23 protein-coding genes are annotated in these 23,273 nt (G+C 38.2%); 22 read left to right on the top strand and 1 reads right to left on the bottom strand.

The genetic code is table 11. From position 1 onward, the window contains the following. A complete protein-coding gene (locus tag IGJ24_RS08275) occupies positions 1-1,278 on the bottom strand; it encodes a replication-associated recombination protein A (RefSeq protein ID WP_129193819.1) in 1,278 nt (425 codons plus the stop codon). Between the two features lie 128 nt (positions 1,279-1,406). Here IGJ24_RS08275 and IGJ24_RS08270 point away from each other — a divergent pair, with 128 nt between their 5' ends. From IGJ24_RS08270 to IGJ24_RS08165, 22 genes are all read left to right on the top strand, one after another. After that, positions 1,407-2,084, top strand: coding sequence for a DNA-3-methyladenine glycosylase (locus tag IGJ24_RS08270; protein ID WP_010708145.1), 678 nt, complete (start codon positions 1,407-1,409; stop codon positions 2,082-2,084). Next, positions 2,041-2,526 (top strand): DUF3013 family protein, encoded by a 486-nt coding sequence (locus IGJ24_RS08265; protein WP_002388170.1) that lies wholly within the window; start codon positions 2,041-2,043, stop codon positions 2,524-2,526. Before IGJ24_RS08270 ends, IGJ24_RS08265 begins: the two co-directional genes overlap by 44 nt. A gap of 15 nt (positions 2,527-2,541) precedes the next feature. Beyond that, positions 2,542-3,489: a 50S ribosomal protein L11 methyltransferase gene (prmA, locus tag IGJ24_RS08260; protein ID WP_002357075.1), complete on the top strand. Its 948-nt coding sequence runs from the start codon at positions 2,542-2,544 to the stop codon at positions 3,487-3,489. Between the two features lies 1 nt (position 3,490). Then, a complete protein-coding gene (locus tag IGJ24_RS08255; protein WP_002357078.1) occupies positions 3,491-4,243 on the top strand; it encodes a 16S rRNA (uracil(1498)-N(3))-methyltransferase in 753 nt (250 codons plus the stop codon). Between the two features lie 214 nt (positions 4,244-4,457). Beyond that, the gene (locus IGJ24_RS08250; protein WP_002357079.1) at positions 4,458-6,671 is read left to right on the top strand and encodes a RelA/SpoT family protein; all 2,214 of its coding nucleotides are present in this window, start codon (positions 4,458-4,460) and stop codon (positions 6,669-6,671) included. A 23-nt stretch (positions 6,672-6,694) separates the two neighbouring features. Next, positions 6,695-7,141, top strand: a complete 447-nt coding sequence (dtd, locus tag IGJ24_RS08245; RefSeq protein ID WP_002357080.1) for a D-aminoacyl-tRNA deacylase — start codon at positions 6,695-6,697, stop codon at positions 7,139-7,141. A 139-nt stretch (positions 7,142-7,280) separates the two neighbouring features. Continuing rightward, a complete protein-coding gene (locus tag IGJ24_RS08240; protein ID WP_002383130.1) occupies positions 7,281-7,502 on the top strand; it encodes a hypothetical protein in 222 nt (73 codons plus the stop codon). Then, positions 7,499-8,800, top strand: coding sequence for a histidine--tRNA ligase (gene hisS / locus IGJ24_RS08235; protein ID WP_010825345.1), 1,302 nt, complete (start codon positions 7,499-7,501; stop codon positions 8,798-8,800). The genes IGJ24_RS08240 and hisS overlap by 4 nt, the downstream gene beginning before the upstream one ends. 17 nt (positions 8,801-8,817) lie before the next feature. Beyond that, positions 8,818-10,587, top strand: coding sequence for an aspartate--tRNA ligase (gene aspS / locus IGJ24_RS08230; protein WP_002360034.1), 1,770 nt, complete (start codon positions 8,818-8,820; stop codon positions 10,585-10,587). A gap of 153 nt (positions 10,588-10,740) precedes the next feature. Further along, positions 10,741-11,577 carry a bifunctional hydroxymethylpyrimidine kinase/phosphomethylpyrimidine kinase gene (locus IGJ24_RS08225; protein WP_002394562.1) on the top strand — a complete coding sequence of 279 codons (837 nt, stop codon included), beginning with the start codon at positions 10,741-10,743 and terminating at the stop codon, positions 11,575-11,577. Further along, positions 11,561-12,067 carry an ECF transporter S component gene (locus IGJ24_RS08220; protein ID WP_002357086.1) on the top strand — a complete coding sequence of 169 codons (507 nt, stop codon included), beginning with the start codon at positions 11,561-11,563 and terminating at the stop codon, positions 12,065-12,067. Before IGJ24_RS08225 ends, IGJ24_RS08220 begins: the two co-directional genes overlap by 17 nt. Continuing rightward, positions 12,064-12,633, top strand: coding sequence for a TIGR01440 family protein (locus IGJ24_RS08215; RefSeq protein WP_002365825.1), 570 nt, complete (start codon positions 12,064-12,066; stop codon positions 12,631-12,633). The genes IGJ24_RS08220 and IGJ24_RS08215 overlap by 4 nt, the downstream gene beginning before the upstream one ends. Positions 12,634-12,775: 142 nt before the next feature. Further along, the gene (locus tag IGJ24_RS08210) at positions 12,776-13,654 is read left to right on the top strand and encodes a YitT family protein (protein ID WP_002357090.1); all 879 of its coding nucleotides are present in this window, start codon (positions 12,776-12,778) and stop codon (positions 13,652-13,654) included. A 419-nt stretch (positions 13,655-14,073) separates the two neighbouring features. Beyond that, positions 14,074-15,111, top strand: coding sequence for a sugar-binding transcriptional regulator (locus tag IGJ24_RS08205; RefSeq protein ID WP_002357092.1), 1,038 nt, complete (start codon positions 14,074-14,076; stop codon positions 15,109-15,111). A gap of 39 nt (positions 15,112-15,150) precedes the next feature. Continuing rightward, positions 15,151-16,152 carry a type I glyceraldehyde-3-phosphate dehydrogenase gene (gene gap / locus IGJ24_RS08200; protein WP_002357093.1) on the top strand — a complete coding sequence of 334 codons (1,002 nt, stop codon included), beginning with the start codon at positions 15,151-15,153 and terminating at the stop codon, positions 16,150-16,152. 126 nt (positions 16,153-16,278) lie between these two features. After that, positions 16,279-17,472 carry a phosphoglycerate kinase gene (locus IGJ24_RS08195; protein WP_002357094.1) on the top strand — a complete coding sequence of 398 codons (1,194 nt, stop codon included), beginning with the start codon at positions 16,279-16,281 and terminating at the stop codon, positions 17,470-17,472. Between the two features lie 48 nt (positions 17,473-17,520). Continuing rightward, positions 17,521-18,276 (top strand): triose-phosphate isomerase, encoded by a 756-nt coding sequence (gene tpiA / locus IGJ24_RS08190; protein WP_002362045.1) that lies wholly within the window; start codon positions 17,521-17,523, stop codon positions 18,274-18,276. 131 nt (positions 18,277-18,407) lie between these two features. Further along, positions 18,408-19,706: a phosphopyruvate hydratase gene (eno, locus tag IGJ24_RS08185; protein WP_002357098.1), complete on the top strand. Its 1,299-nt coding sequence runs from the start codon at positions 18,408-18,410 to the stop codon at positions 19,704-19,706. 353 nt (positions 19,707-20,059) lie between these two features. After that, complete coding sequence (locus IGJ24_RS08180) at positions 20,060-20,884, top strand: toll/interleukin-1 receptor domain-containing protein (protein ID WP_129193815.1); 825 nt, start codon at positions 20,060-20,062, stop codon at positions 20,882-20,884. 16 nt (positions 20,885-20,900) lie between these two features. Then, positions 20,901-22,262: a deoxyguanosinetriphosphate triphosphohydrolase gene (locus tag IGJ24_RS08175; RefSeq protein WP_289865402.1), complete on the top strand. Its 1,362-nt coding sequence runs from the start codon at positions 20,901-20,903 to the stop codon at positions 22,260-22,262. A gap of 211 nt (positions 22,263-22,473) precedes the next feature. Beyond that, on the top strand, positions 22,474-22,689 hold the full coding sequence (locus IGJ24_RS08170; protein WP_002357102.1) for a hypothetical protein: 216 nt from the start codon (positions 22,474-22,476) through the stop codon (positions 22,687-22,689). Positions 22,690-22,916: 227 nt separating this feature from the next. Further along, positions 22,917-23,267, top strand: coding sequence for a DUF2200 domain-containing protein (locus IGJ24_RS08165; RefSeq protein WP_002360043.1), 351 nt, complete (start codon positions 22,917-22,919; stop codon positions 23,265-23,267). Positions 23,268-23,273 lie beyond the last annotated feature (6 nt).

The following is a 23,273-nucleotide window of genomic DNA, read 5'->3' as shown; positions in this document are numbered from 1 at the left end:
TTATTTTTTCTGTTTCCATTCTTGGATACGCTTGAGTTGCTGATGTAAGGCTTGTTCATATTTACCAATATCAATCGGTTCGTAATAACGTGCCTCTTTTAATTTGTCAGGTAAGTATTGCTGATTGACCCAACCGTTTTCAAAATTATGTGGGTATTGATAACCAATACCACGGTTTAATTCTTTGGCTCCAGCATAGTGGGCATCACGCAAATGATCAGGAACGTCTCCCGCAGAGCCTTGTCGAATATCTGCCAAAGCAGCATCAATCGCTGTGACTGCAGAATTTGATTTTGGCGATAAACATAAATCAATGACGACACTGGCTAGAGGAATCCTAGCTTCTGGAAACCCTAGCTTTTCGGCGGCTTGAACAGCGGTGACTGTCCGAGCGGCGGCCGCAGGATTCCCAAGACCGATATCCTCGTAAGCAATGACCATTAAACGACGACAAATAATCGGTAAATCACCTGCTTCAACTAAGCGACCCAAATAATGAAGTGCAGCATCTACATCGCTTCCTCGAATTGACTTTTGGAAAGCGGAAATCACGTCATAATGGGCATCGCCATCTTTATCATGGGTTAAGGCTTTTCGTTGCACGCACTCTTCAATAATCGGTAAGGTGATCTTAATTTCGCCTTGTTCATTTTTTGGTGTTGATTTAACAGCTAATTCTAGTCCATTTAGCGCACTACGTAAGTCACCGTTCGTTGCGCGTGTCAAATGTTGTAATGCTTTTTCTTCTAAGTGGACGGGATAATCGCCTAAGCCACGTGTGCTATCGGTTAAGGCTTCTTGAATCGCTTGCTGAATGTCTGTTTCTGTTAAGGGCTTTACTTCAAAAATTTGCGTGCGACTACGAATCGCAGGGTTAATTGTAATATATGGATTTTCGGTAGTGGCTCCAATCATAATAATTCGTCCGTTTTCTAAATGAGGGAGCAAAAAATCTTGTTTTGTTTTATCTAATCGGTGAATTTCATCAAGCAGTAAAATCACTGTGCCACTCATTTTGGCTTCTTCAGCAACGATTTGTAAATCTTTTTTAGTGTCTGTGGCCGCGTTCAACATGCGAAAGGCATAATTTGTTGAACCAGCGATTGCGCTGGCAATACTGGTTTTTCCAGTGCCAGGCGGCCCATAAAGAATCATCGATGAAAGCATTTTGGCTTCGACCATCCGACGAATAATTTTACCAGGGCCGACTAAATGTTGTTGACCAACTACTTCGTCTAAGTGACGAGGTCGCATTCGATAGGCTAAAGGTTGTTGCATAAAAGGACCTCCTTTTTCATAATCATCTTATTATAACATAAAGAACGTACATTCGCTTTTTGGTGGTTTTTTGGGTTTTAGATGGATATAGCGGAAGGTTTCGTGTATGATAGGGAGTGGTGAAAGAAATGAAAGAAACGATAGATATCTTTAACACAAAAACAACTGAAGAAGTGGCACAATACTTGTTAGGGATGTATTTAGAGCACGAAACAGCAACAGGCGTTTTAGGTGGGTACATTGTGGATGCAGAAGCTTATTTAGGTCCTGATGATGAGGCGGCCCATAGCTTTGGCTTGAGAAAAACGCCACGCTTACAAGCCATGTATGACAAACCAGGCACGATTTATTTATATACTATGCACACGCATTTAATTTTAAATATGGTGACACAAGAGCAAGGCAAACCACAAGGGGTGATGATCCGCGCGATTGAACCTGTTGAAGGTGTCGATAAAATGATTGAAAATCGCCAAGGACGTCAAGGCGTGGAATTGACCAATGGACCAGGTAAATTAGTTGCAGCCTTAGGAATTGATAAGCAATTATATGGGCAGTCGATTTTTTCTAGTTCGTTACGGCTCGTGCCAGAAAAACGAAAATTTCCGAAAAAAATTGAGGCACTACCACGAATTGGAATTCCCAATAAAGGTCGTTGGACAGAGTTGCCTTTAAGATACGTCGTGGCTGGCAATCCATATATTTCTAAACAAAAAAGAACAGCAGTAGACCAAATAGATTTTGGCTGGAAGGATGAAGAAAATGAAAAAAGCAACAATGCTCACATACTTAGAGGAACAACTTGAAAAACACTTAGGAGATTACGAAGTAGGCCTTGATTGGGATCGCAAAAACCATACCATCGAAGTCATTGTTCGTTTATATGCAGAAAACAATGAGCAAGTGGCGATTGATGATGTTGATGGTACGCTTTCAGAAGAAGAATTCATTGAATTTGAAGATGGTTTGTTATTTTACAATCCGCAAAAGTCTGTCGTTGATGACGAAGAGTATTTAGTCACAATTCCTTATGAAGGAAAAAAAGGGCTACGCAAAGCAGTTTTAGACGGATTCATTCACTATTTAAAAGTGGTTTTAGATGAAGGGCAAAGTGATTTGTTAGACTTTTTATCAGATGAAACAGCGGAAGTTTTTGAATTGCATTGGGAGCCAGCAGATTTTGAAGCGATGATTAAAAAAGTGGCAGAAACAGAAAAAGAACAATGGATTGCGTATCCAAGTTATTAATTTAGAGGTGAGAACATGAAGTGGACAGAAGTAAAAGTAGAAACGGCTAGCGAAGCAGTTGAAGCAATTTCAAACATTATGATGGAAGCTGGCGCAAGTGGTGTGGCCATTGAAGATGCGTTGGACATTGAAAATTTTGAAAGTGATCTGTATGGGGAAATTTTAGATAAAGAGCAATTCACCCACATTAAAGAAGGGGCGATTGTGATGGCTTATTTTCCTGAAACAACCTTCTTACCAGAAATTTTACCATTTATGAAAGAAAATATTTTACGCTTGCCTGAGTACGGCTTATCCATTGGTAAAAACGAAATGACAATTAGTGAAGTAGCAGAAAGCGACTGGGCAACTGCTTGGAAAAAATATTATCATCCTGTCCGTGTCACACGATTCTTAACGATTGTGCCAAGTTGGGAAGCCTATCACGCACAAGATGAAGCAGAAAAAATTATCACATTGGATCCGGGCATGGCTTTCGGTACAGGCACGCATCCAACGACTCGTTTAACCTTGCAAGCTTTAGAAACTGTTTTACGTGGTGGCGAAACAGTTCTAGATGTAGGAACGGGCTCTGGTGTTTTGAGTATTGCAAGTCGCTATTTAGGGGCTAAAGACGTCTACGCATATGATTTAGATGAAGTAGCAGTTGCAGCGGCAAAAGAAAATATGGATTTAAATCCCATTGCGGCCGATGTTCATGTGTCAGCCAATGATTTACTAAAAGGGATTGACCATTCTGCTGATGTAATCGTCGCAAATATTTTGGCAGATATTATTGTGTTAATGATTGAAGATGCTTGGCGTTTGCTAAAACAAGACGGTACCTTCATTATTTCTGGAATTATTGAAGATAAAAAAGCAATGGTTTTAGAAGCACTAACGAAAGTCGGGTTTGTGGTGGACCAACTCTTTAATCAAGGCGATTGGTATGCGATTATCTTGAAGAAACCAGAGGAAGAGTAAAATGCAACGGTATTTCATGAAAGAAGATTATCAAGAAAAAGATTTGTATAAAGTCGCAGATGAAAACTATCATCATATTGTGCGAGTTATGCGAATGACGCCGAATGATCGTTGTTATTTAGTATTTCAAAATAAAACTGCCATTTTAGCTGAGATTGTGGAAATTGATTCAACATCTGTTTACTTTAAAGAAATTAGTAAAGAAGAAATGGACAAAGAATTGCCAATTGAAGTGACGATTGCGTGTGGGTTACCAAAAGGGGACAAGCTAGAATGGATTGTTCAAAAAGGCACGGAGCTAGGTGGCAATCAGTTTATCGGCTTTCCTGCGAAAACTTCCGTTGTCAAATGGGACCACAAAAAAAGAGCAGCCAAAGAAAAAAGATTACAAAAAATTGCCACAGAAGCGGCGGAGCAATCGCATCGGCAGCAGACACCAAGTGTTTCTTTGGTGGAAAAAACACAAGAAATCATTGCGCAATTTGACTCATATGACACAGTCTTGGTTGCGTATGAAGAATCAGCAAAACAAGGAGAAAAAAGTCAATTAGCACAAGTATTATCCACTTGCCAGCCAGGCGCACGTTTGTGTGTGCTCTTTGGACCTGAAGGTGGCTTTGCACCGCAAGAAATTGAACAATTTCTGCAGGCTGGGGCGAAACTTTGTGGGTTGGGTCCGAGAATTTTACGAGCAGAAACAGCACCGTTGTATCTTTTAAGTGCAGTTAGCTACCAAATGGAACTTTTAAATTAAACGAAAGCCCGCCTGTAAAATTCTTGTAGGCATTCTCTTTGAATAAACAGAGAGTAAAAAAGCGACAGTGATTGAAATTTAAGGGAAATTTAGTATAATAGAGTTGTTGAAAGTGCTACTGTTTCAAGTGGTACTTTTCTTTTTTATTAAAATAGATAAAAAGTGAACGAAGTGTTCTTTATCCAAAGGTCACCTTCATAGAGGAGTGAATACCATGCCAAAAGAAGAAATACTGACAGGCCCAGCGGTCATCAAAATTGTAAGTACCTATATGGGACCAGAACATGTTGAGTTGGTTCAAAAAGCATTAACTTATGCTGAAAAAGCACACGAAGGTCAAGTCCGACAATCAGGTGAACCTTACATCATCCATCCGATTCAAGTGGCAGGCATTCTGGCTGAATTACATATGGATCCCCATACTGTAGCAACAGGATTTTTACATGATGTTGTCGAAGATACGGACGTAACACTGGACGATTTAAAAGAAGAATTTGGCGAAGACATCGCAATGTTAGTCGATGGCGTAACGAAACTAGGAAAAATTAAATATAAATCTCATGAAGAACAATTAGCCGAAAACCATCGGAAAATGTTATTGGCAATGGCGCAAGATTTACGGGTCATTATGGTGAAACTAGCCGATCGTTTGCACAATATGCGCACATTAAAACATTTACGTGAAGATAAGCAACGACGGATTGCACAAGAAACTTTAGAAATTTATGCGCCTTTAGCACATCGCTTAGGGATTAGTCGAATTAAATGGGAATTAGAAGATACTGCCTTACGTTATATTAACCCCAACCAATACTATCGAATTGTTAATTTGATGCAAAGCAAACGCGATGAACGTGAAGCTTATGTGGCAGAAGCAGTCGAAGATATTCGTTTAGCTACGGAAGATTTAGAAATTTACGCAGAAATATATGGTCGACCAAAACATATTTATTCAATCTATCGTAAAATGAAGGACCAAAAGAAACAGTTTAATGAAATCTATGACTTATTAGCCATTCGTGTTATTGTCGATTCCATTAAAGATTGCTATGCCGTGTTAGGGGCGATTCATACACGTTGGACACCAATGCCAGGTCGCTTTAAAGATTATATTGCTATGCCAAAAGCGAATATGTATCAATCTATCCATACGACAGTTATTGGGCCAAAAGGGAATCCAGTAGAGGTCCAAATTCGGACCCATGAGATGCACCAAATCGCCGAATTTGGGGTAGCGGCTCACTGGGCCTATAAAGAAGGCAAAGCGGAAAAAATTGAAACAGATGAACTGACGAAGCAAGTCGATTGGTTCCATGAAATTATTGAATTACAAGATGAAAGCTATGATGCTTCTGAATTTATGCAAGGTGTGAAAGAAGACATTTTTAGCGACAAAGTCTATGTCTTTACGCCAAGTGGAGATGTAACCGAACTGCCAAAAGGCTCCGGACCACTAGATTTTGCTTACAGTATCCATACTGAAATTGGGAATAAAACAACCGGTGCGAAAGTCAACGGCAAAATGGTACAGTTAGACTATGTCCTAAAAAATGGGGATATTATTGAAGTCCTAACATCACCGAATTCTTTCGGACCTAGCCGCGACTGGCTGAAAATGGTTAAAACAAGTAAAGCCAAAAATAAAATCAAACGTTTCTTTAAAGAACAAGACCGTGAAGATAACATTATTAAAGGGCATGATGCTGTCATTAAATACATGACAGAAATCGGCTTTACACCAAAAGAATTTTTAACGAAGAATAAAATGGCGGAAGTGCTAGATAAATTTAAATTTCAAACGGAAGATGATTTATTTGCGGCAGTAGGTTATGGCGAAGTAAGTGCGCAAGTAGTGTGCAATCGTTTAACAGAAAAAGAACGCCGCGAACAAGAGTTGGAACGCCAACGTCAAGAAGCAGAAGAGTTGCTAAATCAGCCAGCTAAAAAAGAATCAGAAAAAATGAAAGTTCGTCATGAAGGCGGCATCGTGATTCAAGGGGTGGACAACCTATTGATTCGTTTAAGCCGCTGTTGTAATCCAGTGCCTGGTGATGAAATCGTTGGTTACATTACCAAAGGACGTGGTGTTTCAATTCATCGTGCGGACTGTCCTAACGTACAACATCAAGAAGAATTAGCACAACGTCTAATTGAAGTTGAGTGGGAAGATACCGAGCACAGTCGCAAAGAATACGCTGCCGATTTGGAGATTTACGGCTATGATCGTAGTGGCTTACTAAGTGATGTTTTACAAGTCATTAGTTCGATGACAAAAAATTTAGTCGGCGTTGAAGCTCGTCCATCCAAAGATAAGATGGCCCAGATTCATGTCACTGTGAAAATTCAAAACCTTTCTCATTTAAAAACCATCGTTGACAAAATTAAAAGTGTACCAGATGTTTATAGTGTTCGTCGAACCAATGGGTAAGTGTTAAAAGTGAGGCAAAAAAGATGAAAGTAGTTATTCAAAGAGTTAGTCAAGCACAAGTTGCGATAGAAGAGCAGATAGTGGGACAAATCAAACAAGGCTTCATGGTGCTAGTGGGCATCCATCAAGAAGACACGCCAGAAGATGTGGCTTATGTTGTTGGCAAAATCAGTAAATTACGTGTTTTTGAAGATGACGAAGGAAAAATGAATCGCAGCATTCAAGAGATTGAAGGATCAATTCTAAGTATCTCTCAATTTACCCTCTATGCAAAAACTAAAAAAGGCAATCGTCCCAGTTTTATTGAAGCGGCTCGTCCAGATGTGGCGATTCCTTTGTATGAATTATTTAATCAACAATTAGAAGCAGAAGGAATAGCGGTAGCCACAGGAGAATTTGGCGCGGATATGCAAGTGTCGTTGACCAATGATGGTCCAGTGACCATTGTGATTGATACACGAGAAAAATAATTGATTTTCCTGTCGGAACCCCTTGACTTTCTAAGAGAACTTTAGTAGTTTATAGATAATATTAAAAATCTACGAAGGAACGAGTAAGTTTCATCTGTCTGCGAAGAGAGAGTTGCCGTGGCTGAGAGCAACTTCAACAGTGAAAGTGAAAGACATTCTGGAGATGGACGGAAGAAAAGCCGTCCCGTTACGAGCGTTAATCGTTGAGGAAAGAGTAAAATCTTTCAAAACTAGGTGGTACCGTGTAAAAGAGACTTTTACGCCCTTGTATGTTCAACATACAAGGGCTTTTTTCATTTTTAGAAAAAAGAAAATGGCGCACACATTTTTGTGGAATGATAGAAGGAGAGAAAGACAATGAGTTATCAAAAACCAAAAGGAACAAACGATATTTTGCCAGGAACTTCTGAAAAATGGCAATTTGTGGAAGAAACAGCTCGTTTGATTTTTAAAGATTATCAATACCAAGAAATCAGAACCCCGATTTTTGAACATTATGAAGTGATATCTCGCAGTGTTGGCGATACTACAGATATTGTTTCAAAAGAAATGTATGATTTTTATGATAAAGGAGACCGTCACGTGACGCTCCGTCCTGAGGGGACAGCACCAATTGTTCGGGCCTTCGTTGAAAATAAATTATATGGTCCGGAATATACGAAACCATATAAAACCTATTACATGGGGCCGATGTTCCGCTATGAACGCCCACAAGCTGGTCGTTTGCGTCAATTCCATCAAATTGGTGTGGAAGCATTTGGTAGTGAAAACCCAGCATTGGATGTTGAAATCATGGCTATGGCTTTGGACTTCTTCAAACAATTAGGCATCCAACAAATCAAATTAGTTATTAATTCCTTGGGGGATAAAGAAACACGTGCTACGTACCGTCAAGCATTAATCGATTATTTAGAGCCCCATATGGCAGAATTAAGCGAGGATTCACAACGTCGCTTACACGAAAATCCATTGCGGGTGTTAGACAGCAAAGATAAAAAAGATAAGGTGATTGTCGCAGAAGCGCCCTCCATTTTAGATTATTTAAATAAACCATCTAAAGCACATTTTGAAGCAGTAACTGATATGTTAGATTTACTAGAAATTCCTTATGAAATTGATAGTAATATGGTTCGCGGCCTGGATTATTACACACACACAATTTTTGAAATTATGAGTGAAGCGCCTAAAATGGGGGCGCAATCAACTATTTGTGCAGGAGGCCGATACAATGGTTTAGTTGAAGAATTAGGCGGCCCAGACACACCAGGTTTTGGTTTTGGTATGGGCATTGAGCGAGTGTTGTTAACAATGGAAGCTGAAGAAGTTGTGATTCCAGCGTTATCTGAATTAGACGCATATGTGGTTGGGATTGGTTCAGAAACCAACGTCGCAGCTTTGCAACTTGTTCAAAGCATTCGTAACTTTGGTTTCTCAGCTGATCGTGATTACATGAATCGCAAACCAAAAGCGCAATTTAAAACGGCCGATAAATTACAAGCAAAATTAGTTTTAACAATCGGTGAAAATGAATTGAATGAAGGCATTGTCAACGTAAAATCAATGGCAACACGCGAAGAAAAAGCCTTCCCGTTAAGTGCTATTCATGATTCATTTGATGAAGTGTATGACGAAATGATGACAAAAATGATTGAAGAATAAAAAGGAGAGATTGAGAAATGGCAAAACGCACAACCTATTGCGGCAATGTATCTGCCGAATTTATTGAAAAAGAAGTTGTATTAAAAGGATGGGTTCAAAAACGTCGTGACTTAGGAGGCGTTATCTTTATTGATTTACGTGACCGTGAAGGAATCGTCCAAGTGGTCTTTAACCCAGAAAAGTCAAAAGAAGCATGGGAAATTGCTGATAAATGTCGTAGTGAATACGTCATCGAAGTTAAAGGTCAAGTCGTTTATCGTGATAAAGAAGCGATTAATCCCAAAATGAAAACTGGCGAGTTTGAAGTGATGGCGACTGACATTACGATTTTAAATACTGCGAAAACAACGCCATTTACCATTGAAGATGACAATAACGTTAATGACGAATTGCGCATGAAATATCGTTATTTAGATTTGCGTCGTCCATCAATGACAAACAACATTAAATTACGTCACCAAGTAACGAAAACAATCCGTCACTATTTAGATAATCATGACTTTTTAGACATTGAAACTCCTTATTTAGGCAAATCAACACCAGAAGGCGCTCGCGATTATTTGGTTCCTTCTCGTGTCCATGCCGGTCATTTTTATGCTTTACCACAATCACCACAACTCTTTAAACAATTATTAATGGGGGCAGGCTTCGATCGCTATTACCAAATCGTTCGCTGTTTCCGTGATGAAGATTTACGAGGCGACCGTCAGCCAGAATTTACACAAATCGATATCGAAACGACCTTTTTAACACCAGAAGAAATTCAAACATATACAGAAAATATGTTGGCTGAAGTGATGAAAGAGACAAAAGGAATTGAGATTTCTGTTCCGTTTCCACGAATGAGCTATGACGAAGCGATGGCACGCTATGGTAGCGATAAACCCGACACTCGTTTTGCTATGGAATTAATTGATGTTGCAGATGTAGTGAAAGACGTAGACTTCAAAGTTTTCCAAGCAGCGTTGGAAAATGGCGGACATGTGAAGGCTTTGAATGCAAAAGGCGCCGCAGATAAGTATTCTCGTAAAGATATGGATAACTTAGGTAAGTATGTGAGTCAATTTGGCGCAAAAGGCTTAGCTTGGTTAAAAGTTGAAGAAGATGGCTTAAAAGGACCGATTGCTAAATTCTTAACAGAAGTTAGTGATGAATTAATTGCTGCTACCAATGCAGAAGTCGGTGATATTTTAATGTTTGGTGCCGATAAACCTGAAATCGTAGCCGCTGCTTTAGGTGCGGTACGTACACGTTTAGGTAAAGAATTAGGTTTAATTGATGAATCGAAATTCAATTTCCTATGGATTGTGGATTGGCCGTTGTTTGAATATGATGAAGAAGCTGGTCGCTATGTTTCTGCTCATCATCCATTTACACAACCAAAAGCAGAGGATGTGGCCCGCTTAGCAACAGACCCAGCCTCTGTGTATGCTGAAGCTTACGATGTTGTCTTAAACGGCTACGAATTAGGCGGTGGCTCATTACGGATCCATACACGAGAATTACAAGAAAAAATGTTTGAAACGTTAGGTTTTACAAAAGAAGAAGCACAAGACCAATTTGGTTTCTTGCTAGACGCATTAGATTACGGCTTCCCGCCACATGGAGGGATTGCTTTAGGGCTAGACCGCTTAGCAATGCTATTGGCTGGGGAAGAAAATATTCGTGAAGTGATTGCCTTCCCTAAAAACGGGAAAGCAATTGACCCAATGAACAACGCACCAAGTTTAGTTTCTCCATTACAATTGTTTGAATTAAACATTGATGTAACAGCCATTGACGAATAAGTGTTAAATCCAAAGAAAGAGTGACTTCATTGACGGATGAGGTCACTCTTTTTTTGGAAAGGAAAAAGATAACGAAAGACTTAAAAAGTGGCTGAGCTAAAAATCTGCCAATTGGCTGTTTTTTCTTTTTAGAAAACTTTGTATGATAACTGAGTGCATAAAGGAGCGAAACAAATGACAAAAATAATTTTAACAATTGGCGGTTCCGATCCTTTTTCAGGTGGCGGGATTCAAACAGATTTAAAAACGTTTGAAAATCATCAAGTCTTTGGCTTATCAACTTTAACTTGCCTTGCTACAGCCCCTAAGAATCATTTTCAGATTCATGACCTGGAGACTTCTTTGGTGAAAGAGCAACTCGCTTCCATACCTGCCGGGAGTTTAGACGGCATCAAGATTGGCTTGATTCACAGTGAAGAAAGTATGTTACAAATTGCAACCTTTTTGAAAAAACATGCAGGTCTGCCGGTGGTGTTGGATCCTGTCTTGGCTTTTAAAGAAACGACTTCAGTTTATGAAAAAAGATACATGCAGTTATTGATTGAAAAACTTTTTCCATTCGCAACGATTATAACGCCTAATTTAAAAGAAGCAGAATTACTCATTGGCAGAAAATTAACAACCGTCGAAGAAGTCCAACAAGCGGCGGAAGAGTTAAACTCTTTAGGAGCGGCAACGGTGGTGATTAAAGGTGGTAATCGTTGGCTTGGCCAAGAAGCACGTGACTTTTTTTATGATGGACAACAACATATTCAATTGGTCAAAGAAAAAGTAATGGCCCACACCATTGATGGCGCTGGTTGTTCCTTTGCCTCTGCAATTGGGGCGAATTTAGTTAAAGGATATCCGTTAATTGAAGCAGTTGATTTAGCAAAAACATACGTTCATGAAGCCATTGTTTCTGGAGTCCAGCTAAATGCAGCTTTTGGAAGTGTGTGGCATGAAGGATTACTAGCAGGAGGTGTGGCGGATAATGACAAGAAAAATTAGTCTATATGCAGTAATTACCGCTTTAACAGTGGCTGTGTCAATGGTCTTTATTATCCCCGTCCCAGCAACAAATGGCTTTGTTACATTGGCGGATGCAGGGATTTACATTGCTAGTTTACTTTTTGGTCCGATCGGTGGCTTGACAGTCGGAGCTTTAAGCGGTGGCTTAATTGATTTATTGTCAGGCTATCCACAATGGTTCGTTTTTTCGTTATTGATTCATGGCGGACAAGGTTGGTTAGCAGGGCACTTCTTTAATAAAAATAAAAAGATGCAAACGCTAGGATTACTTTTAGCCAGTCTCCTCATGATTAGCGGGTATGCTTTAGCGACTAGCTGGCTTTACGGCGTGGGTGCGGGGATTGCCTCTTTACCAGGGAATATCATTCAATCCTTATTTGGGGTGATTGTAGCATTGCCTCTTAGTCAAACATTAAAACGTGTGTTACCAAAAAATGGTCGTTTAGAAGAAAGAAGGATGAACAAATGACTATCGATGAAAAAATGTTAAAAGAACAGTTAGTGACAATTACAGAAGAAGTCATTACAGCAGGAAATTTACAAAAAGGGGACCTATTTGTTTTAGGTTGTACCACCAGCGAGGTAGTAGGTGGCGTCATTGGTAAAAATTCCAGTGCCGAAGTAGGACAATGGATTGTCTCAACCTTAATTGAACAATTAGATAAAAAAGGCATCTCTTTGGCTGTCCAGGGATGCGAACATATTAATCGTGCTTTAGCGATGGAACGTCGTGTGGCTGAAGAAAAAGGCTTTGAAATTGTCTCGGTAGTACCGCAATTACATGCTGGCGGTTCTTGTTCAGTGGCTGCCTTTGAAAAATTTGATGAACCTGTGGAAGTTGAACATATTGTTGCTCAAGCAGGGATTGACATTGGCGATACATCTATCGGTATGCATGTAAAACATGTGCAAGTTCCTCTTCGCTTGAGCATTCGAACGTTAGGTGCGGCCCATGTTACAGCATTATATTCTCGTCCTAAATATATTGGTGGACCAAGAGCCCATTATGAAACCACCCAAGAACGAAATCGTTAAGATTTCGTTCTTTTTTCATTTCTATAAACATTTGATGAATCTTCCGTAATTATTATAGGAATCTCTTTTTTTCTCTCGGTAAACCACGTATAATATGAAAAGAAATGTAATTTATTGAAAACCTGAAACGAGGCTATTATTTATGAAAAAAATTTATGACGGACTGCCAGTTCATGACTATACAACAAAATTTTCTGTGTCGATTGTCTATGCTATTCTTGCATCAATTGCCATGAACTTTTTCTATCAACCAGGAAATATTTATTCCAGTGGCTTAACAGGCTTGGCACAAATTTTAACAACCCTCTCAACAAAAATTGTCGGTTTTAATGTGCCTGTCTCTATTACATTGTATCTGTTAAATGTGCCGTTATTCTTTATTGCGTGGAAGAAAATAGGTAAGAAGTTTACAATTTTTACTTTCATTACCGTGACTTTAACTTCATTATTTATGCATATTGTTCCGCAAACGGTGATGACCCAAGATCCAATTATCTGTGCTATTTTTGGTGGGGCGATTTCTGGATCAGGAATTGGTTTTGTCTTAAAAAACGGGGTTTCTTCTGGGGGCTTAGATATTCTAAGCATTACCATTCGGAAAAAAACGGGGCGTTCAGTTGGCTCGATTTCAATTTATTTTAACGCACTAATTGTCTTCGTTGCAGGTTATTTATTTGGCTGGCAGTACATGTTCTACAGTGCGTTATCAATTTTTGTAAGTGGGAAGGTCACAGATGCTGTTTATACTAAGCAAAAGAAAATGCAAGTTATGATTGTCACTAAAAACCCAGATCGAGTCGTGGATGAGATTCAAAAGAAAATGCGCCGTGGTATTACAATTATTCATGAAGCGGAAGGGGCATATCGCCACGACCGCCAAACTGTTTTGCTAACTATTGTGACACGCTTTGAGTTGCCAAGTTTAGAAGCAGCCATGAAAGAAAGTGATCCGAATGCCTTTGTCAGCATCTCAGATAATGTTAAAATTTTAGGACGTTTTTACGAAGAAGATTACAAATAAAAGGGTATGAAGCAACGAGAGAATGGCTGTGTCTATTCCTTCGTTGCTTTTTTTGAAAAATAAGTAAAAAATGCTTTGTGAGAGGACCTGAAATTCCCATTTAAACAAGAAGTTAATTGAAAGACGTTCGTGAATTCCTTTGCTTTTGGTTTAATTAGATCTAATTATTCGGAAATAAGTCGCTATTGTTTCCCACAAACGAATGCTTTGTTTGGATTTGAAAGAAAACGATGAAAAAAGAATCATTTTTATTGAAAAGACCTAAAAAAACTGGTACACTAAGTGTGTAATTGATAAGTACTTTTAATACTGTTATGAATAAATAGTAGGAAAAACGAACATCAATTCTATTTTTTTAAAGTTCATAGGTCGTTTTCAGTCTTACTTGGACATATTTCGACCCACAAAAGGAGCGCATCATGTTAAAAGAATTTAAAATGATTGAAGCAGTTGCTCCAGATATGCTCGATGTATTACAAGAAAGATTCCAAATTCTTCGCAATATTTATTGGATGCAACCTATTGGACGTAGAAGTTTATCAGAAACGATGGGAATTACAGAGCGAGTCTTGCGTACAGAAACAGATGTTTTGAAGCAGCTCAACCTGATTGAACCTTCAAAAAGCGGAATGACATTAACAGAACGCGGTTTGGAAGTCTATCAAGGCTTAGAATTAGTCATGAATCAATTGCTTGGCATGCACCAAATCGAAAAAGAAATGACACAGTACTTTGGCATTCAACGTTGTATCGTTGTTGCAGGAGATAGTGATATCCAAAAGAAAGTTCTTTCGGACTTTGGAGATGTCTTAACCAATACGCTGAATTTACTCTTACCAAATGGTGAGAATACAATTGCGGTTATGGGTGGGACAACAATGGCCATGGTGGCCGAAAATATGGGATCACTAGAAACTGAAAAACGTCATAATTTGTTTGTTCCAGCCAGAGGAGGGATTGGTGAAGCAGTTTCTGTCCAAGCCAATTCAATTAGTGCTGTAATGGCCAACAAAACGGGTGGTAACTACCGGGCGTTATATGTCCCAGAACAATTGAGTCGTGAAACGTATAATAGTTTATTACAAGAACCCTCGATTCAAGAAGTTCTTACGTTAATTAGTCATGCCAACTGTGTGGTGCACAGTATTGGTCGAGCGTTGCACATGGCGGCACGCCGAAAAATGTCTGATGACGAAATGGTTATGCTCAAACAAAAAAATGCCGTGGCAGAATCGTTTGGTTATTTCTTTGATGAAGAAGGAAAAGTGGTCTATAAAATTCCACGAATTGGCCTTCAATTAAAAAACTTACAAGAAATTCCCTATGTCGTCGCAATTGCGGGCGGCAAAACGAAAGCCAAAGCCATTCGCGCATATATGAAAAATGCACCAAAACAAACGTGGCTCATCACAGATGAAGCTGCCGCAAACGAGATTTTAAAAGGGGTAACCCTTTAAAATAAAAAATTTTTGATTTTCATAAGGAGGAAATCTTTAATGACAGTTAAAGTAGGTATTAATGGATTTGGACGTATCGGACGCTTAGCTTTCCGTCGTATCCAAGATGTAGAAGGAATCGAAGTAGTTGCAATCAACGACTTAACAGATGCTAAAATGTTAGCACACTTGTTAAAATATGACACAACTCAAGGCCGTTTCAACGGTACAGTTGAAGTTCACGAAGGTTCATTCAACGTTAACGGCAAAGAAATCAAAGTTTTAGCTAACCGTAACCCTGAAGAATTACCATGGGGCGAATTAGGCGTAGACATCGTTTTAGAATGTACTGGTTTCTTTACTTCTAAAGAAGCTGCTGAAAAACATTTAACTGCTGGTGCAAAACGTGTAGTTATTTCAGCTCCTGGTGGTAACGATGTACCAACAATCGTTTACAACACAAACCATGAAACATTAACTGGAGAAGAAACTGTAATTTCAGGCGCTTCTTGTACTACAAACTGCTTAGCTCCAATGGCTAAAGCTTTACATGACAACTTTGGTGTTGTTGAAGGTTTAATGACAACTATCCACGCTTACACAGGTGACCAAATGACATTAGACGGACCACATCCTAAAGGCGACTTCCGTCGTGCGCGCGCTGCTGCTGCAAACATCGTACCTAACTCAACTGGTGCTGCTAAAGCAATCGGCTTAGTAATCCCAGAATTGAACGGTAAATTAGATGGCGCTGCTCAACGTGTTCCTGTAGCAACTGGTTCATTAACTGAATTAGTTACTGTATTAGACAAAGAAGTTACTGTTGATGAAGTGAATGCAGTAATGGAAAAAGCTGCTAACGAATCTTATGGTTATAACACAGACGAAATCGTTTCTTCTGATATCGTAGGTATGACTTACGGTTCATTATTCGATGCAACTCAAACAAAAGTTATGACAGTTGGCGACAAACAATTAGTTAAAACTGTTGCTTGGTATGACAACGAAATGTCATACACTGCTCAATTAGTTCGTACTTTAGAGTACTTCGCTAACTTATAAGATTCATTCTTATCATTAGTGAAATTTGAACAATTGTGAAATAATAAGCGGGGAAGCAACGCGCTTCTCCGCTTTCTTTTTTTAAAAAAGAAAAATCCTAAAATTGACAATACAGGAGGTCTACTCATGGCTAAAAAGACAATTAAAGATGTAGATTTAAAAGACAAAAAAGTCCTTGTCCGTGTTGACTTTAACGTTCCGTTAAAAGATGGCGTGATCACAAACGATAATCGTATCGTAGCGGCTTTACCAACAATCAAATACGTGATTGAAAATGGCGGAAAAGCAATTCTTTTCTCTCATTTAGGTCGTGTAAAAACAGAAGAAGACAAAGCTGGCAAATCATTAAAACCAGTGGCTGAACGTTTAAGCGAATTACTAGGTCAACCAGTTACTTTTGTTCCAGAAACACGTGGTAAAGAATTAGAAGACGCTGTTAACAATATGAAAGATGGCGACGTTTTAGTATTTGAAAACACTCGTTTTGAAGATGTTGACGGCAAAAAAGAAAGCGGCAATGACGCTGAATTGGGTAAATACTGGGCTTCTTTAGGCGATGTATTTGTCAATGATGCTTTTGGTACTGCACACCGTGCACATGCCTCAAACGTTGGAATTGCTTCAACTGGTATCCCAACAGTTGCTGGTTTCTTAATGGAAAAAGAAATTAAATTCATCGGCGAAGCTGTTGAAAATCCAAAACGTCCATTCGTAGCAATCTTGGGTGGCGCAAAAGTTTCTGACAAAATCGCTGTCATTGAAAACCTAATTGAAAAAGCCGATAAAATTTTAATCGGTGGCGGTATGGCTTACACATTCATGAAAGCACAAGGCTATAGTGTTGGTTTATCTTTACTTGAAGAAGATAAAGTGGACTTAGCGAAAAGCTTAATGGAAAAAGCTGGCGACAAATTAGTTTTACCGGTTGATACAGTTGTCTCTAAAGAGTTCAGCAATGACGCTCCTTTCCACACGGTTCCTTCAACTGAAATCCCAGATGATGAAGAAGGCTTGGATATCGGTGAAAAAACAATTGAATTATTCGCTAACGAATTACAAGGTGCGAAAACAGTTGTTTGGAATGGTCCAATGGGCGTATTTGAAATGAGTAACTTTGCCAAAGGAACAATTGGTGTTTGTGAAGCGATTGCTAATTTAGAAGACGCAACAACAATCATCGGTGGCGGGGACTCTGCTGCTGCAGCAATTCAATTAGGCTACGAAAACAAATTCTCTCACATCTCAACAGGTGGCGGAGCAAGTTTAGAATTATTAGAAGGCAAAACTTTACCAGGTTTAGCTTCTATTAACGATAAATAATCAGTTTAAAAGACAATATTTTTAAAAAAAGAAAAGGATGTGCTTTTCATGCGCAAACCAATTATCGCTGGTAACTGGAAAATGAACAAAACTTTAAGCGAAGCACAAAGCTTTGCAGAAGCAGTAAAAAATGCTGTTCCATCAAACGACGTTGTTGACGCTGTGATTGGATCTCCAGCATTATTCTTAGCTCCTTTAGCTTGGAACCTAAAAGATTCTGAAGTGAAATTAGCTGCACAAAACTGCTACTGGGAAAACGCTGGTGCCTTCACTGGTGAAAACTCACCAGCTGCAATTGCAGATTTAGGTGTGAACTATGTGATTATCGGACACTCTGAACGTCGCGAATATTTCCACGAAACAGATGAAGATATCAATAAAAAAGCCAAAGCAATCTTTGCAAATGGTATGACACCAATCTTCTGTTGTGGTGAAACTTTAGAAACGTATGAAGCTGGTAAAACAGCGGAATGGATCGAAGGTCAAATCACTAACGGCTTAGTTGGTTTATCAAACGAACAAGTTGCTTCAATGGTTATCGCTTACGAACCAATCTGGGCAATCGGAACTGGTAAATCTGCAGATGCTAATATTGCAGATGAAATCTGTGGTGTTGTTCGTTCAACAGTTGAAAAATTATACGGCAAAGAAGTTTCTGAAGCTGTTCGTATTCAATACGGTGGTTCTGTTAAACCAGAAAACATCGCTGAATATATGGCAAAAGAAAACGTTGACGGTGCTTTAGTCGGCGGCGCAAGCTTAGAAGCAGACTCATTCCTAGCTTTATTAGATGCTGTAAAATAAGAAATCACTAACGGTAACGTTTTCTCAATGACTTTTGCAAAAAAATGTTTGCATAGTTTGCGAGAATTAACTACAATCATACATGAGGGAATCCCCTTAGTATAAATACAAACTCAAAGGAGAGACAAAACATGTCAATTATTACTGATATTTACGCACGCGAAGTCTTAGACTCACGCGGTAACCCAACAATCGAAGTAGAAGTTTACACTGAAAGCGGAGCTTTCGGCCGTGGAATGGTTCCTTCAGGAGCTTCAACTGGTGAATACGAAGCAGTTGAATTACGTGATGGCGACAAAGCTCGTTACTTAGGTAAAGGTGTTACTAAAGCTGTAGATAACGTAAACAACATCATTGCTGAAGCAATCATCGGTTACGATGTACGCGATCAAATGGCTATCGATAAAGCAATGATCGATTTAGATGGAACTCCTAACAAAGGTAAATTAGGTGCTAACGCTATTCTTGGTGTGTCTATCGCTGTAGCTCGTGCTGCTGCTGATTACCTAGAAGTGCCTTTATATCACTACTTAGGCGGATTCAATACAAAAGTATTACCAACTCCAATGATGAATATCATCAATGGTGGATCACATGCTGACAACAGTATTGACTTCCAAGAATTCATGATCATGCCTGTAGGTGCGCCTACATTCAAAGAAGCTTTACGTATGGGTGCAGAAGTATTCCACGCATTAGCTTCAATCTTAAAAGGTCGCGGTTTAGCTACTTCAGTAGGTGACGAAGGTGGTTTCGCTCCTAACTTAGGTTCAAACGAAGAAGGTTTCGAAGTAATCATCGAAGCTATCGAAAAAGCTGGCTATGTTCCTGGTAAAGACGTTGTTCTTGCTATGGATGCTGCTTCTTCAGAATTCTACGACAAAGAAAAAGGCGTTTACGTTTTAGCTGACTCAGGCGAAGGCGAAAAAACAACTGAAGAAATGATCGCGTTCTACGAAGAATTAGTTTCTAAATACCCAATCATTTCAATCGAAGACGGCTTAGACGAAAACGACTGGGACGGATTCAAAAAATTAACTGAAGTATTAGGCGACAAAGTTCAATTAGTTGGTGACGATTTATTCGTAACAAACACAACTAAATTAGCTGAAGGTATCGAAAAAGGTATCGCTAACTCAATCCTAATCAAAGTTAACCAAATCGGTACTTTAACTGAAACATTTGAAGCAATCGAAATGGCTAAAGAAGCTGGCTACACTGCAGTTGTATCTCACCGTTCTGGTGAAACAGAAGATTCAACAATCTCTGATATCGCTGTTGCAACAAACGCTGGCCAAATCAAAACTGGTTCATTAAGCCGTACTGACCGTATTGCTAAATACAACCAATTATTACGTATTGAAGATCAATTAGGCGATGTAGCTGAATACAAAGGCTTAAAATCTTTCTACAACTTAAAAAACAAATAATTCATTTAATGAATAACGCTTAAAGGGACAATTGGTTAATGAACCAATTCTCCTTATACTCGGACGTAAAAACACGCCTTTCTGCAAAGAAAGGCGTGTTTTTTTATATTTATAAAAATATTGAAAAAAATAGATTAGAAATAACTTCAACCGTACATCGCTCTATAATCACTTGTTTAAAAATAACAAAACATTAACAAAACAACATTATATAAAAAATTAATAAAACAAAATAATTGTTATTTTATAATTTTAGTATTGACTGGTTTCAGATAACGCTGTACGCTTAAAGAAATAGTATAGAATTTCACAAAAAAATGAAAACACAAATTTAACTTGGAGGATGTTGAGTAGTGAGCAACGGGAAAAAGATTTTTATTAGTCATAGTTCAAAGGATCAAGAATATGTGGATGCGTTTATCCAATTATTGAAAAAGTTTGGGTTTCGAACACAGGATATTTTTTATAGTTCCACTATTGAAACAGGTGTACAGCCAGGAGAATTAATTTTTGACACGATTAAAAGGGAGCTAACCAATCAACCTGTCATGCTGTATTTTTTATCTGATCATTATTATCAGAGTATTCCATGTTTAAACGAAATGGGTGCTTCTTGGATGCTATCAGATAAACACTATCCAATTGCGTTAAATAATTTTTCTATGAAAGATATGAAAGGTGTTATTAGTAGTGAGCGTTTGGCGATTGCGTTTAATGATAAGACAAGTACTAATGAAATAAACTGCTTATTAAAAAAGTTATCTCATGACACAGATGTACAAGCTGAGCCAGATTTTGAACTAAACGTTGAAAAAAATATTCAGCCATTCCAAAATAAACTGACACAACTGATTCGGCAAGCAAGTTATTTAAAACCTGATGAAAAGGGATATTTTGAAACGACTCTTAGCACTCATCGTCCTGTGTATGGCCCAGCAAAAGGGGTGTATGACTGTTTTAAATTACCTAGCTTAATTGAGCCTAAAAGTTTAGGTTTAGACACGCTATCAGAGGATGAAAGTCATTGGCTATTCTTTTTTCTTACGTGGGGAACTTTTCAAGAAGGCGAAAAAGTGCGGTTTAAATTGAAAAAGGATAAGGCGTATAACAATCGGGAATTTAGTGATATTGGTAAATGTAAAAATATTTACGTCTCTTATTTAGAGAAGGTAGAGTAATTGGAGGAGGTAATAAATGAAAATGAATTGGCGTCAGTTGGTTGGTACATATCGTATTTCTGATAATGGTAAACAATATCAAAATGACTGGTTAAATAAGCAAGTTGATTTAGCCACAGAACTTCGTAAATCTTTTGATAGTGACTATCGTAGAGTAATTAAAAGTGATGCATTTAGACGTTTACAAGACAAAACACAAGTTTTTCCTTTAGAACGTAATGATTTTGTAAGAACACGTTTAACACATAGCTTAGAAGTGGCAATGCATAGCAGGGATATACTTAGATTAGTTATTTCACAGTTGAACGAACGAAAAATTGAGGTTATGGAATTATCAGAATGCTATCGGTTGTTAGAAACAGCTGCATTAATCCATGATATCGGCAATCCCCCTTTTGGACATTTTGGGGAAGAAGCCATTCGTATTTGGTTTGAAAAAAATGGTCCTTTGTATGCTTGTTGGTCTGATTTTTCGGAGCAACAACAAAATGATTTTCTTAACTTTGAAGGCAACGCTCAAACCATCCGACTTTTAACAAAACTGCATCATGATAATGGGACTTCTAAAGCAGGAATGAAACTAACAGCCACGACATTAGATACAGTTATCAAATATACGGCATCTTCAGATCAATTAAATAAGCAACAGCTTTTGTCTAAAAAAGTTGGCTATTTTTACTCGGAAAAACAAGTGTTTAACGCCATTAAATTTGCGACAGAAACACAAAATAAGCGACACCCATTAGTCTTTTTGTTAGAAGCTTCAGATGATATCGCCTATACTTTTTCAGATATCGAAGATGCCTATAATTATGGTTTATACAGCTATCAAGATTTAAAGCAGTTTGTTGATGCGCAAACAGGAACAAAAAAATTTTTAATGTTAGAAAAAGATAAAACAGAAGAAGCTACCTTACAAGAATTTTTGAGAAAGACACAAAGGGCTGTTTGTCAAAGCGTAGCGAAAAATTTTGCTAATCATTATGACTTAATTATGAGTGGTATCTATCAAAATGAAATTATCATTGAAGATTGTGATGAAGTGAAATGCTTTCAGGCATTAAAAAACTTTTCTAGAGCCTATGTTTTTCAAACAAAAACAATTTTGGATCAAGAGGTATTGGGCTTCAATATCATCAATCGATTACTAGATGAATTTGTTCCAGTCGTACTGAAATACGAAAAAGTTTCCATGAATAAGTATGAGGAGCGAATCTTTAATAATATTTCGGAAAGCGCGAAAGCGTTGTATAGAAGAGAAGCAAAGAACGCTACAGAAGCAGAAAAAGACTATTATCGTTTGAAAATGGCGGTGGACTTTGTATGTAATATGACGGATGGATATGCCAAAAAAGTTTATGATACATTATTCACTTAAAATTTGAGAAAAAGCTTCTCAGCGGTTGCCGCCGCTGAAGAAAACTAGTTCATTGCACAGGCTGATCGTTTCAGTAAAAATTTTAAAGATGCTAGTAATTTCACTGAAAATCGGGTACACTAAAATTAGCTAGTGTAACTAGCAAAAAAGGCAACTGGAATAGATAGGTTGTGCTGTCTATGAAGGGCTTTGTTTGTCAGGTGGTGCTGACATGCAAAGTGCCTTTTTTCTTTTTCTCAACATTTTAAGGACAAAAAACGATTGCAACATGTCACAATCGCTAACCTCGGAGAAAAAGGAATTTTTCTCCAATGGCCATTTCGATAACCTGTTGTGTGTTTCGAAACATTCAGAACGGTGGTGCGTTCTTTCAGTGCCTAATTATCCAATTCGTTTCTTGTTCCTCTATTTACAGTATACTGAATGAAAGCCTATTCTGCAATGATAGAATCAGGTTCCTGTGATTAAATAACATAAAAAATGGGCTCCTTATATAAAGAAAAATAACAAAAGAAATTTTTACTAGAAGCGTCAATTTTACTGCTTTTTAAAATTTTTTACGGCACTTATTCTTTTAACATGTATTAAAGTTTAAATTTAAGAGAAGTATAGTATAATGAGAAGGAGTTATTTTTTCAGAAAGTAGGAAAACCAATGACAAAACCGAAAATCTATACAATGACCTTTGCCAGTGTTTACCCGCTATACATCCAAAAAGCAGAACGTAAAAATCGAACGCAAGCGGAGGTTGACGAAATTATTTACTGGTTAACTGGTTATGATGAAAAAGGCTTGCAACAACAATTGGCTCAAAAAGTAACGATGGAAACATTTTTTGAAGAAGCACCCAATTTTAATGAAAACGCCCAATTGATCAAAGGCGTAATTTGTGGCTATCGCGTGGAAGAAATTGAAGATCCTTTAATGCAAAAAATCCGTTACCTAGATAAATTAATTGACGAATTGGCCAAGGGAAAAGCGATGGAAAAAATTTTAAGAACATGAAAACAG

It is taken from the genome of Enterococcus sp. DIV0546 (genome assembly GCF_051712785.1).
Classification (GTDB): Bacteria; Bacillota; Bacilli; order Lactobacillales; family Enterococcaceae; genus Enterococcus; species Enterococcus faecalis.
This window is presented reverse-complemented; position numbering and strand designations above follow the sequence as displayed.

Bases quoted from the DNA above. Each gene is read 5' to 3' on its own strand.
- IGJ24_RS08275 (WP_129193819.1), bottom strand. From the start codon at position 1,278: ATGCAACAACCTTTAGCCTATCGAATGCGACCTCGTCACTTAGACGAA.
- IGJ24_RS08270 (WP_010708145.1), top strand. From the start codon at position 1,407: ATGAAAGAAACGATAGATATCTTTAACACAAAAACAACTGAAGAAGTG.
- IGJ24_RS08265 (WP_002388170.1), top strand. From the start codon at position 2,041: ATGAAAAAAGCAACAATGCTCACATACTTAGAGGAACAACTTGAAAAA.
- prmA (WP_002357075.1), top strand. From the start codon at position 2,542: ATGAAGTGGACAGAAGTAAAAGTAGAAACGGCTAGCGAAGCAGTTGAA.
- IGJ24_RS08255 (WP_002357078.1), top strand. From the start codon at position 3,491: ATGCAACGGTATTTCATGAAAGAAGATTATCAAGAAAAAGATTTGTAT.
- IGJ24_RS08250 (WP_002357079.1), top strand. From the start codon at position 4,458: ATGCCAAAAGAAGAAATACTGACAGGCCCAGCGGTCATCAAAATTGTA.
- dtd (WP_002357080.1), top strand. From the start codon at position 6,695: ATGAAAGTAGTTATTCAAAGAGTTAGTCAAGCACAAGTTGCGATAGAA.
- hisS (WP_010825345.1), top strand. From the start codon at position 7,499: ATGAGTTATCAAAAACCAAAAGGAACAAACGATATTTTGCCAGGAACT.
- aspS (WP_002360034.1), top strand. From the start codon at position 8,818: ATGGCAAAACGCACAACCTATTGCGGCAATGTATCTGCCGAATTTATT.
- IGJ24_RS08220 (WP_002357086.1), top strand. From the start codon at position 11,561: ATGACAAGAAAAATTAGTCTATATGCAGTAATTACCGCTTTAACAGTG.
- IGJ24_RS08215 (WP_002365825.1), top strand. From the start codon at position 12,064: ATGACTATCGATGAAAAAATGTTAAAAGAACAGTTAGTGACAATTACA.
- IGJ24_RS08210 (WP_002357090.1), top strand. From the start codon at position 12,776: ATGAAAAAAATTTATGACGGACTGCCAGTTCATGACTATACAACAAAA.
- IGJ24_RS08205 (WP_002357092.1), top strand. From the start codon at position 14,074: ATGTTAAAAGAATTTAAAATGATTGAAGCAGTTGCTCCAGATATGCTC.
- gap (WP_002357093.1), top strand. From the start codon at position 15,151: ATGACAGTTAAAGTAGGTATTAATGGATTTGGACGTATCGGACGCTTA.
- IGJ24_RS08195 (WP_002357094.1), top strand. From the start codon at position 16,279: ATGGCTAAAAAGACAATTAAAGATGTAGATTTAAAAGACAAAAAAGTC.
- tpiA (WP_002362045.1), top strand. From the start codon at position 17,521: ATGCGCAAACCAATTATCGCTGGTAACTGGAAAATGAACAAAACTTTA.
- eno (WP_002357098.1), top strand. From the start codon at position 18,408: ATGTCAATTATTACTGATATTTACGCACGCGAAGTCTTAGACTCACGC.
- IGJ24_RS08175 (WP_289865402.1), top strand. From the start codon at position 20,901: ATGAAAATGAATTGGCGTCAGTTGGTTGGTACATATCGTATTTCTGAT.
- IGJ24_RS08170 (WP_002357102.1), top strand. From the start codon at position 22,474: ATGCAAAGTGCCTTTTTTCTTTTTCTCAACATTTTAAGGACAAAAAAC.
- IGJ24_RS08165 (WP_002360043.1), top strand. From the start codon at position 22,917: ATGACAAAACCGAAAATCTATACAATGACCTTTGCCAGTGTTTACCCG.